At 71.4% G+C, this 11,159-nt stretch carries 9 protein-coding genes; 1 reads left to right on the forward strand and 8 read right to left on the reverse strand.

Going from position 1 to position 11,159, the window contains the following annotated elements:
• Positions 1 to 23 precede the first annotated feature (23 nt).
• From ACL02O_RS32175 to ACL02O_RS32210, 8 genes are all read right to left on the reverse strand, one after another.
• On the reverse strand, positions 24 to 1,457 hold the full coding sequence (locus ACL02O_RS32175) for a rhamnulokinase (RefSeq protein WP_412821950.1): 1,434 nt from the start codon (positions 1,455 to 1,457) through the stop codon (positions 24 to 26).
• 53 nt (positions 1,458 to 1,510) lie between these two features.
• Entirely contained in the window at positions 1,511 to 3,544 is a 2,034-nt protein-coding gene (locus ACL02O_RS32180) for a bifunctional aldolase/short-chain dehydrogenase (protein WP_412821951.1), read from the reverse strand.
• 37 nt (positions 3,545 to 3,581) lie between these two features.
• The gene (gene rhaI, locus ACL02O_RS32185) at positions 3,582 to 4,763 is read right to left on the reverse strand and encodes an L-rhamnose isomerase (RefSeq protein WP_412821952.1); all 1,182 of its coding nucleotides are present in this window, start codon (positions 4,761 to 4,763) and stop codon (positions 3,582 to 3,584) included.
• Complete coding sequence (locus tag ACL02O_RS32190; protein ID WP_412821953.1) at positions 4,760 to 5,113, reverse strand: L-rhamnose mutarotase; 354 nt, start codon at positions 5,111 to 5,113, stop codon at positions 4,760 to 4,762. Before ACL02O_RS32190 ends, rhaI begins: the two co-directional genes overlap by 4 nt.
• A gap of 63 nt (positions 5,114 to 5,176) precedes the next feature.
• A complete protein-coding gene (gene rhaS, locus ACL02O_RS32195) occupies positions 5,177 to 6,259 on the reverse strand; it encodes a rhamnose ABC transporter substrate-binding protein (protein WP_412821954.1) in 1,083 nt (360 codons plus the stop codon).
• A gap of 37 nt (positions 6,260 to 6,296) precedes the next feature.
• The gene (locus ACL02O_RS32200) at positions 6,297 to 7,358 is read right to left on the reverse strand and encodes an ABC transporter permease (RefSeq protein ID WP_412821955.1); all 1,062 of its coding nucleotides are present in this window, start codon (positions 7,356 to 7,358) and stop codon (positions 6,297 to 6,299) included.
• Positions 7,348 to 8,409 (reverse strand): ABC transporter permease, encoded by a 1,062-nt coding sequence (locus tag ACL02O_RS32205; protein ID WP_412821956.1) that lies wholly within the window; start codon positions 8,407 to 8,409, stop codon positions 7,348 to 7,350. The genes ACL02O_RS32200 and ACL02O_RS32205 overlap by 11 nt, the downstream gene beginning before the upstream one ends.
• Positions 8,406 to 9,929 carry a sugar ABC transporter ATP-binding protein gene (locus ACL02O_RS32210; RefSeq protein WP_412821957.1) on the reverse strand — a complete coding sequence of 508 codons (1,524 nt, stop codon included), beginning with the start codon at positions 9,927 to 9,929 and terminating at the stop codon, positions 8,406 to 8,408. Before ACL02O_RS32210 ends, ACL02O_RS32205 begins: the two co-directional genes overlap by 4 nt.
• 193 nt (positions 9,930 to 10,122) lie before the next feature.
• Between ACL02O_RS32210 and ACL02O_RS32215 the strand changes: the two genes are divergently transcribed.
• The gene (locus ACL02O_RS32215) at positions 10,123 to 11,145 is read left to right on the forward strand and encodes a LacI family DNA-binding transcriptional regulator (protein ID WP_412821958.1); all 1,023 of its coding nucleotides are present in this window, start codon (positions 10,123 to 10,125) and stop codon (positions 11,143 to 11,145) included.
• Positions 11,146 to 11,159: the final 14 nt, after the last annotated feature.

The raw sequence follows: 11,159 nt of genomic DNA on the forward strand, positions 1-11,159 counted from the left end.
CACGAACAGGGCGATCCGCATGTTCACCCACCCATCCGGGTCTCAGCGGCCCGCCAGGTCGCCTCGTCGCCGCGCGGTTCGTACCGCACGATGCGCTGCGTCTGGCGCAGCACGGCCCGCAGGGCCGCGAGGTCACCGTCGATCGCGCCGGCGGCACGGGCTTGCACCAGAATGTTACCGAGCGCGGTGGCCTCGACCGGTCCGGCGAGTACCGGTATTCCGCAGGCGTCGGCGGTGAGCTGGCACAGCAGGTTGTTGCGGGCGCCGCCACCGACGATGTGTACGGCATCGACGTGCCGGCCGGACAACTGCTGCGCCTGGCGGACGGCACGGCGGTGCGCCAGTGCCAGGCTGTCGAGTATGCAGCGAACGGTTGCCGCCGGACCGGCGGGTACCGGCTCGCCGGCGCGCCGGCAGGCGTCGGCGATCCGCGTCGGCATGTCGCCGGGTGGCAGAAACGTGGAGTCGTCGGGGTCCACGACGGACCGGAACGCCGGTTCGCCGGCCGCGCGGTTCAGCAGATCGGGCAGGTCAAGGGTGCCCCAGGTGCGCAGCGACTCCTGCAGGAGCCACAGGCCCATCACGTTACGAAGATAGCGGATCGTCCCGTCCACCCCGGACTCGTTGGTGAAGTTGGCCAGTCGACTCGCCTCGGTGAGCACCGGGGCGTCGAGTTCGACTCCGACCAGGGACCAGGTGCCGCAGGAGATGTAGGCGAAGTGGTCCCCCGCCGCCGGCACGCCCACCACCGCGGACGCGGTGTCGTGTGAGCCCACCGCCACCACCTCCGGCTCGCCGGGCAGGCCCAGGTCGGCCAGGGCGGGCCCGATCCTGATGCCGGGCTCCCGTAGCGGCGGGAACAGGTCGGTACGAATCCCGGCGTCCACCATCAGGTCGACCGCCCAGTCCCGGCGGTGCACGTCGTACAGCTGGGTCGTCGAGGCGTTGGTGACCTCCGCGCCGACCTCACCGGTGAGCCAGTACGCGATGAGGTCCGGGATCAGCAGCAGCCGGGCGGCGGTGTCCAGCTGCGGCGTGCCGGCCGCCGCGACGAGCTGGTAGAGGGTGTTGAACGGTAGTTGCTGCAAGCCAGTGGTCGCGTAGAGGCGCCCCGCCCCGAGCTGCTTGGTCACCCGCTCGGGGATCCCGTCCGTGCGGGTGTCGCGGTAGTGCACCGGGTTGCCGAGCAGCGCACCGGAGGTGTCGAGCAGCCCGTAGTCGACGGCCCACGAGTCGACGCCGATGCTGGTCACCGGGCCGGCGGTTCGCAGGCCGTCGAGGACACCGCGCCACAGGGCGAGGATGTCCCAGTGCAGGGTGCCGCCGACGCGTACCGGCTCGTTGGGAAACCGGTGCGCCTCGGTGAGCTCCAACCTGGCGGGCCCGACGTGGCCGACCATGACCCGGCCGCTGGACGCGCCCAGGTCCACCGCCGCGAGGTGAACGACGCCGCTCACCGCATCCTCCGCTTCTTCACGATCACCGTCGTCCCCATCTCGCGCCGGCCGGATCAGCGGAGGAAGGCGGCGGCGACGCCAGCGTCCACCGGGAGGTGCAGCCCCGTCGTGTGGGACAGCTCGCCGCCGGTGAGGACGAAGACGGCGTTGGCGACGTGTTCCGGCAGCACCTCCCGCTTGAGCAGGGTGCGCTGGGCGTAGAACTCGCCCAGCTTCTCCTCCGGTACCCCGTAGACGGCGGCGCGCTGGGCGCCCCAGCCGCCGGCGAAGATGCCGGAGCCGCGCACCACGCCGTCGGGGTTGATGCCGTTGACCCGGATGCCGCAGCCGCCCAGCTCGGCGGCGAGCAGGCGGACCTGGTGGGCCTGGTCGGCTTTGGCCGCCCCGTACGCAACGTTGTTCGGGCCGGCAAACAGGGAGTTCTTGCTGGAGATGTAGACGATGTCGCCGCCCATCCCCTGGTCGATGAGGACCCGGGCGGCCTCGCGCGAGACCAGGAAGGAGCCCTTGGCCATCACGTCGTGCTGGATGTCCCAGTCCGCCTCGGTGGTGTCGAGCAGGGATTTCGACAGCGACAGCCCGGCGTTGTTGACCACGAGGTCCAGTCCGCCGTAGGCGAGCACGGCCGCGCGGACCGCGTCCGCGACGGCTTCGGCGTCGGTGACGTCGACCGGCACGGCCACCGCGACGTCCGGGCCGCCCAGCTCACCGGCGACCCGTTCGGCGGCTGCGGCGTCGCGGTCGGTGACGACCACGCACGCGCCCTCGGCGGCGAGCCGGTGGGCGATGGCCCGGCCGATACCGGACCCGGCACCGGTGACCAGGGCGATCCGGGTGGCGAGAGGCTTCGGTTTCGGCATCCGGGCGAGCTTGGCCTCTTCGAGCGCCCAGTATTCGATGCGGAACTTCTCGGCCTCTTCGATCGGCGCGTACCGCGACACCGCTTCGGCACCCCGCATGACGTTGACGGCGTTGACGTAGAACTCGCCGGCGACCCGGGCGGTCTGCTTGTTGGCGCCGTAGCTGAACATGCCCACGCCGGGGATGAGGACGACCGCCGGATCTGCGCCGCGCATCGTCGGGCTGTCCGGGCTCGCGTGCCGCTCGTAGTATGCGCGGTAGTCGTCGCGGTAGGCGGCGTGCAACTCCCTGAGCCGCGCGACGGTTTCCTCGATCGGCGCCGTCGGTGGCAGGTCGAGCACCATGGGACGGACTTTGGTGCGCAGGAAGTGGTCGGGGCAGGAGGTGCCGAGCGCGGCGAGCGCGGGGTGCCGCTCGCGGGCGACGAAGTCGAGCACCACGTCGCTGTCGGTGAAGTGGCCGACCTGCGGCCGGTCGGTCGACACCAGGCCGCGCAGTACCGGTGCCAGCGCGGTGGCGCGGGCGCGCCGCTCGGCCGGCGGCAGCGGCTCGTAGCCGCTTACCACCGGGCCGAACGGCTCGGGCCGGCCGTGCTCGTCGAGGTACGCCTGCGCGGTGCGGATGATTTCCCGCGAGTGGCGCTCGCACTCCTCGCTGGTGGTCCCCCAGGCGGTGATGCCGTGCCCGCCGAGGATGACGCCGATCGCCTGCGGGTTCGCCTTCGCGACGGCGGAGATGTCGAGGCCGAGCTGGAAGCCGGGTCGGCGCCACGGCACCCACAGCACCCGGTCACCGAAGATTTCCTTGGTCAGCTCCGGCCCGTCGGCGGCGGTGGCGATGGCGATGCCGGCGTCGGGGTGCAGGTGGTCAACGTGCGGGGCGTCGACCAGGCCGTGCATGGCCGTGTCGATCGACGGCGTCGCGCCGCCCCGCCCGTGCAGGCAGTAGTCGAACGCGGCAACCATCTCGTCCTCGCGGTCGACGCCGGGGTAGACGTCGGCCAGGGCGCGCAGCCGGTCGAGCCGCAGCACCGCCAGACCGGCCTCGGTGAGGGTGCCGAGGTCGCCGCCGGAGCCCTTGACCCACAGCAGCTCGACGGGGCCGCCGGTCACCGGGTCGGTGGTCTCGCCCTTGGCGGAGGTGTTGCCGCCGGCGTAGTTGGTCGTGGTCGGGTCGGCGCCGAGCTGGTTGCTGCGGGCCACGAGTGCCTGAACCTCGGAGTGCATCGTCCTCTGTCCTCTATCTGTGTTTCTCGGGTGGCGTTCAGGCGCCCCAGCCGGCCTGCTGGCCGCCGACGCGGTCCGTGCGGATCTTGTCGAAGTAGCCGGAGCGGGCGTAGGCGGCCATGGGGTCCGGGTCCAGGCCCAGGTCGGCGCGCAGCTCGGCGAGCAGCGGCCGCACGTCGCTGTTGTAGGCGTCCATCAGCACCGCGTTCGCGCCGAGCACGTCACAGGACTCCTGCGCGGCCGCGAGGGCCTCGGCGTCGACGAGCAGCGCCTTGGCGGTGGCCTCCTGCACGTTCAGCACCGACCGGATGATCGCCGGGATCTTCGGCTCGATGTTGTGGCACTGGTCGAGCATGAACGCGATGCCCGCCTCTGGGCGCAGGGCGTCACCCCGGACGATCTCGTACATGATGCGGAACAGCTGGAACGGGTCCGCGGAGCCGACCATGAGGTCGTCGTCAGCGTAGAAGCGGGAGTTGAAGTCGAACGCTCCGAGCTTTCCGGCCCGCAGCAGGAACGCCACGATGAACTCGATGTTGGTGCCGGGCGCGTGGTGGCCGGTGTCGATGACGACCTGGGCCTTGGGCCCGAGTTCCAGGCAGTGCGCGTAGGCGGTGCCCCAGTCCGGCACGTCGGTGGTGTAGAAGGCCGGCTCGAACAGCTTGTACTCCAGCAGCATGCGCTGGTTGTCGCCGAGCCGGTCGTACGTCTCGCGCAGGGCGGTGGCGAGCCGGTCCTGCCGGGTGCGGATGTCGTCCTGGCCGGGGTAGTTGGTGCCGTCGGAGAACCAGAGCTTGAGGTCGCGGGAGCCGGTGCGGTCCATGATGTCCACGCACTCGAGCAGGTGGTCGATCGCCTTGCGGCGGACGCCCGGGTCGGGGTTGGTGACGCTGCCCAGCTTGTAGTCGTTGTCCTGGAACACGTTGGCGTTGACTGCGCCGAGGGCGACGCCCTGGTCGGCGGCGTACCTGGCCAGGTCGGCGTAGTCGTCGACGCGGTCCCACGGGATGTGCAGGGCCACCGTCGGCGCGACGCCGGTGAGCCGGTGTACCACCGCGGCGTCGGCGATCTTCTCGTACGGGTTGCGCGGCACGCCGTCCTGCGGGAAGACCTTGAACCGGGTGCCGGAGTTCGCGTACGCCCAGGACGGGGTTTCGATGCGCTGGCGGCGCAGGGCCTGCTTGATCCGCTCCCGGGCCGGCGCGTCGGACTGGCTCATGCTTGTTCTCCCGTCTGGGCGGCGAGCTGTGCCTCGAGGTTGAAGACCTCCGCCAGCGGCCGCATGGCGCGGTCTGCCGCGCCCTGGTCGAGGTTGAGGAAGAAGGACGCCATCTCCGCCTGCCAGCGGCTGTTGACGTCGCGGGTCTGCATGGCGGCCTGGGCCGCCGCGAAGTCGTCGGTCACCAGGAATCCCACCAGCAGGCCGTCCCCGCGGAGGAAGAGCGAGTAGTCGCGCCATCCGCACTCGGCGAGGGCGGTGAGCATCTCCGGCCAGACCCGCTCGTGCCGGGCGCGGTACTCGTCGAGGCGGGCCGGGTCGACCTGCAGGGTGAAGCAGATGCGGGGCATGGTTCTCCCGTCGGCGCCCCGGCCGGCGCCCGCGAGGAGCGACGGCGCCGGCCGGGCGGCACGTCAGAACTTGAACTGGTCGATGTTGCTTTTGTCGAAGACGGTGGGCGGGCCGAGGACGACGACGCCGTCCTTGCCGACGGTGAACTCGCCGAGCTTGCCGGCCTTGAACTTGTCGTTCTCGGCGCCGGTGATCTGTCCCGAGGCGAGCGCCGCACCGGCGTAGGCGGCGAGGTAGCCGAGGTCGGCCGGATTCCACAGGGCGAACGCGTCGACGGTGCCGTCCTTGACGTACTCGCGCATCTGGTTCGGGGTGCCGAGGCCGGTCAGCTTGACCTTGCCCTTGTACTGCGACCCGCTGAGGTAGCGGGCGGCGGCGGCGACGCCGACGGTGGTCGGGGAGATGATGCCCTTGAGGTTGGGGTAGGACCGCAGCAGGCCCTGGGTCTCCTGGAACGACTTCTGGTCGTCGTCGTTGCCGTACGCCACCGTGACGAGCTTGATCTTGCTGTGCTCGGGCTTCTTCAACTCTTCTTTCATCAGCGCGATCCAGGCGTTCTGGTTGGTCGCGTTGGCGGTGGCGGACAGGATGGCGATCTCGCCCTCGCCACCGATCTGCTGGGAGATGAGCTTGACCTGGTTCTCGGCGATGCCCTCGGCGGTCACCTGGTTGACGAAGATCTGCCGGCACTCCGGCTTCGTGTCGGAGTCGAAGGTGACGATCTTCGCGCCGGCCGCCTTCGCCTGGTTCAGCGCCCCGCAGATCGCGTTCGGGTCGTTGGCCGAGGTCACGATGACGTCCATGCCCTGCTGGGACAGCGTGTTGATGTAGCTGACCTGGGACGAGGCGCTGGCCTCGGACGGGCCGACCTCCTTGAACTCGCCCTTGAACTCGGTGACCGCCTCCTTGCCACCGTTGTCTGAGGTGGTGAAGTAGGGGTTGTTCACCTGCTTCGGCAGGAAGGCGATCTTGAGCCCTTCCTTGAGCTTCGCATCCGGGTTGGCAGCGCCACTGGCCTGCGCGCCGCCGCCGCTGTCGTTGCCGGAGTTCTCCCGGGTGGTGCCGCCGCAGGCGGTGGAGCCGAGCAGCAGCACGGCGAGGGTGAGGGCGGTGGCCCCGGCACGGAGCCGTCGGTACGTGGACATCGGTATCCTTTCGGGGTGGTGGGGGAAGCGCCGACGGTCACGACGCGCTGAGCTGCGCGCGTCGCCGCCGGCGGTGCAGCCGGGCGCGGACGTCCGCGACGGCGTTGGGGAGTACCACGGAGACGATCAGCAGGGTTCCGGTGACGATGGTCAGCGCGTTGGCGTCGACGTCGGCGAGCTGCAAGGCGTTGCGCAGCACCCCGAGGAGCAGGACGCCGGCCACTACGCCGAGCAGCCCTCCCCGGCCGCCGAAGATCGACACTCCGCCCAGCAGCACCGCGGTCACCACGGTCAGCTCCAGGCCGGTGGCGTTGTCGCCACGGGCGCTGGCGTAGCGCAGGGTCCAGAAGATCCCGACCAGCCCGCCGACGGCCCCGGAGACCACGAAGAGCCAGAACTTGGTCCGGGCCACCGACACGCCGGCGAACGTGGCCGCCTCGTCGTTGTTGCCCATCGCGTACAACGCCCGCCCGACCGGGGTGGCGTGCAGCACGACGCCGAACACCAAGGCGAGCAGGAACACCGGGACGACGGCGGCGGGGACCGACGTGCCGGGGATGGTCTGCACGGCGGCAGCGGTCCAGCTGGCCGGGAAGTCGGCCACCGCCTGGTCGCCCAGCACGACGAACGACAGTCCCCGGTACAGGGCGAGGGTGCCGATGGTCACGGCCAGCGACGGCAGTCCGAAGCCGGTGATGAACAAGCCGTTGACCGCGCCGAGCACCGCGCCGATCAGCACCACCAGGACGCAGATCAGCTCCAGGGACAGCCCGCTGGACAGCCACATCTGCCCCATCAGGGTGCTGCTCAGGCCGACCATGCTGGCCACCGACAGGTCGATCTCACCGGTGATGACGATCAGCGTCATGGGCAGCGCGAGCAGGGCCAGCGGCACCAGGTCGAGCAGCAGGAACTGGACGTTGCGGCCGGTGGCGAAGTTCTGCACCGACAGGCTGGCCAGCAGCACCGCCACCAGCAGGACGGCCACGATCGCCGCGTCCCAGGTGCCGAGCGCGCCGCGCAGCCCGGCCAGGCGGCCCGCCTCCCGCTCGGTGTCCGCGCCGGACGGCGGCGCGGCGTACAGGCTGTCATGCGCCATGGAGGCTTCTCCCTCGGAGCCGGGCCGCCATCCGCAGGGCCAGGAGCCGGTCCAGGCCGATGGCGGCGAGGATGAGCGTGCCGACGACGGCCTGCTGCCAGAACGGGTCGATGCGCAGGACGGCCAGCGAGCTGCCGATCGTGGTGAGCAGGACGGCGCCGAGCGCGGCGCCGTAGGCGCTGCCGCTGCCGCCGAAGATGGCCACTCCGCCGACCACCGCCGCAGCGACGACCTGGAGTTCCAGGCCCGAGCCGGCGGCCGCGTCGAGGGTGCCAAACCGGGCGGCGTAGAGCACGCCGGCGAGGCCGGCGAGCGCGCCGTTGGCCACGAAGACGGCGAGGACGCGCCGGCCGACCGGGATGCCGGACAGCCGGGCGGCGGCCGGCTCGGAGCCGATGGCGTACAGCTCGCGACCGCTGCGGTAGGAGCGCAGGTAGAAGCCGACGGCGGCGACCACGACGAGCGCGACCAGGAAGAGCACCGGTACGCCGAGCACCGTCTGGTTGCCCAGGCGCAGGAACGACCGGGGCATGTCGGCGGCGTTGATCTGCCGGCCGGCGGCCCAGTAGTAGTCGACGCCGCGGAACGCGTAGAGGGTGCCCAGGGTGATGACCAGCGCCGGGACCTTGGCCACCGCGATCAGGCCGCCGTTGATCACCCCGCACACCGCCCCCAGCCCGACGCCGAGCAGGAGAGCGGCCGGCCAGGGGGCGCCCGGCGCGGCGAGGAACAGCTCGCCGGTGGCGAAGGCGACCAGCCCCAGGATCGACCCCACGGACAGGTCGACGTTGCGGGTGACGATGACCAGGGTCTGGCCGACCGCGAGGATCACCAGGATCGCGCAGCCCAGGAGCAGGTCCTTGATGCTCTGCGTGCTGAGAAAGCGGTCGTTGCGCAGCGTGGTGATCAGGATCAGCGCGCCGAGCGCGAGCAGCAGACTCAGTTCGCGCACAGCGAGCAGCCGTTCGGTGAGGGTGCGGCGCGGCCGACCGGGGCCGGGCGGCGGGTTGCCATCGACCCGTGCGGGCGCGCCGGTGTCGGTGAGGCTCATGCGGTCGCTCCTTGACCGGTCGCGGCGAACATCACGGACGTCTCGTCGGCCTCGGCACGGGGCAGCTCGCGGACCACCCGTCCCTCGTGCATCACCAGGACCCGGTCGGCCATGCCGAGCACCTCGGGCAGCTCGCTGCTGATCATCAGGATGGCCAGGCCTTCGCCGGCCAGCGCGGACAGCAGTCGGTGGACCTCGGCCTTGGTGCCGACGTCGATGCCGCGGGTGGGCTCGTCGATGATCAGGATCCGGGGTTCGGTGGCCAGCCACTTGGCGAGGACGACCTTCTGCTGGTTGCCCCCGGACAGGGTGGCCACCGGAGCGGGCAGCCGGGCGGCCTTGACCTGCAGCCGGCGGGTCCAGGCCCGGGCCTCGGCCCGCTCGGCGCCGCCGACAAGCAGGCCCAGGCGGCTCAGCGCCCGGCGGCGCGCCAGGGTGGCGTTGCGCTCCACCGACAGCTCCATGACAAGGCCCTGCTGCCGGCGGTCCTCGGGCACCAGGGCCATGCCAGCGGCGATCGCCTTGCGCGGGCTGCTCGGCGGCAGGACCCGACCGGCGACGCGAACCTCACCTGCGTCGTAGCGGTCGACACCGAAGACGGCGCGGGCCACCTCGCTGCGCCCGGCCCCGACCAGCCCCGCGAGGGCGACGATCTCACCGCCGCGGACGCTGAAGGACACGTCGGAGAAGACGCCGGCGCGGCTGAGGCCGCGCACCTCCAGCAGGGTGTCGCGTAGCTCGGTCGCCTGCTTCGGGAACAGCGAGTCGACGTCCCGGCCGACCATTCGCCGCACCACCTCGTCGACGGTGAGATCGGCCGTCCGGTCACTGGAGACCCAGGCCCCGTCGCGCAGCACCGTGAGCCGCTGGCACAGGTCGAACACCTCGTCGAAGCGGTGCGAGATGAACAGGACCGCCGCGCCGCGCTCACACAGCGACCGGGCGACGGAGAAGAGCCGTCGCACCTCGACGCCGGAGAGCGCGGCGGTCGGCTCGTCCATCACCAGGACGCGTGCGTCGAAGGAGAGCGCCTTGGCGATCTCGACGAGCTGTTGGTCGGCGATGGACAGCCCGCGCGCCGGACGGGCGGGGTCGATCCGTACGCCGAGGCGCGCGAAGAGCTGCTCGGCGGCGCGGTTCATCGCCTTGGTGTCGATGCGCCGCAGGCTCCGGCGCGGCTGCCGGCCCATGAAGATGTTCTCCGCGACCGTCAGGTCCGGGAACAGGGTCGGCTCCTGGTAGATGACGGCGATGCCGGCGGCGCGGGCGTCGGCCGGGCCGCGCAGCAGCAGCGGTTCCCCGTCGAGGCTCATCCGGCCGGAGTCCGGTGCGTGGGCGCCGGCGAGGACCTTGACCAGGGTGGACTTGCCGGCGCCGTTCTCTCCCACCAGGGCGTGGGCCTCGCCGGCGTGCAGTTCCAGATGCACGCCGCGCAGCGCGGCGACGGCACCGTAGGACTTGGCGATGCCGTCCAGGACGAGCAGCGGGGGTGAGGTGGTCCCGCCTGCGTCGGGGCTCATCCGACCCCCTTCTGAATCGTTTCATGCGACTTGGCTTAGGACGCTAGGGGCTGGCGTTCGAGGGCGTCAAGAGTTTCGAGGACATTTCTGGCCAGCATTGAGGGCCAACCGCATGAAACGTTTTAAGGCGTTGTAGACTCCCCGTTCGGAGCGACGTGCGGACCGTGCGTGAGCACAGATCGGCGAGGGAGCGATGGCAGCGGCAAGCATCAAGGAGGTGGCGCGGCACGCCGGCGTGTCCCTGGGCACCGTCAGCAACGTGCTCAACCGACCGAACAGCGTCACCCCGGCCACCCGCCAGCGTGTCCTGGACGCCATCGCCGAACTCGGCTACGTGCGCAACGACTCCGCCCGGCAGCTGCGCGCGGGGCAGAGCCGCACCGTCGCCATCGTCGTCCTCGACGTGGCCAACCCCTTCTTCACCGACGTGGTCCGCGGCGCGGAGCAGGTGGTCGAGGAAGCCGGCGCCATGCTCGTCGTCTGCAACAGCGGCGAGGACAGCGCCCGGGAACGCCGGCACCTCGAACTGCTCGAGGAGCAGCGGGTCCGGGGAGTGCTCATCACCCCGGTCGGTCACGGCCGCCAGCCCAACCTCGAACGGCTGCACCAGCGGGGCATCCCGGTCGTCCTCGTCGACCGGGGGTCCGGCCGTGCCAGCCGGTGCTCCGTCTCCGTCGACGACGTCATGGGCGGCCGGCTGGCCATGGAGCACCTCCTCGATCGGGGTCACCGCCACCTCGCGTACGTGGGTGGACCCTTCGCCATACAGCAGGTGGCCGACCGGCACGCGGGCGCGGAGTCGGCGCTGGCCGAGCGCGGGAGCGGCGCCGCTCTGCGGGTCGCGTCGACGACCAGCCTGACGGTCGCCGCCGGCCGGCGGGCGGCCGAGGAACTGTTGAGCCTTCCCGTGAGGCAACGTCCCAGCGCCGTGTTCTGCGCCAACGACCTGATCGCGCTCGGCGTGCTGCAGGAGGTGACGGCGCGCGGACTGCAGGTGCCGGACGACCTGGCGATCGTCGGGTACGACGACATCGAGTTCGCCGGAGCGGCAGCGGTGCCCCTGTCGTCGGTCCGCCAACCGCGCGAGCAGCTGGGGCGTACGGCGGCGCAGTTGCTGTTGGAGGAGGCCGAGGGCGGCGAGGCGCACCGCCACCGGCACGTGGTGTTCCAGCCGGAACTCGTCGTCCGCCGCTCCAGCGAGCGACCGCGGCACTGACTGGGCGGCCGCTG

Origin of the sequence: Micromonospora mangrovicola, from assembly GCF_047200535.1 — a bacterium.
Classification (GTDB): domain Bacteria; phylum Actinomycetota; class Actinomycetes; order Mycobacteriales; family Micromonosporaceae; genus Micromonospora.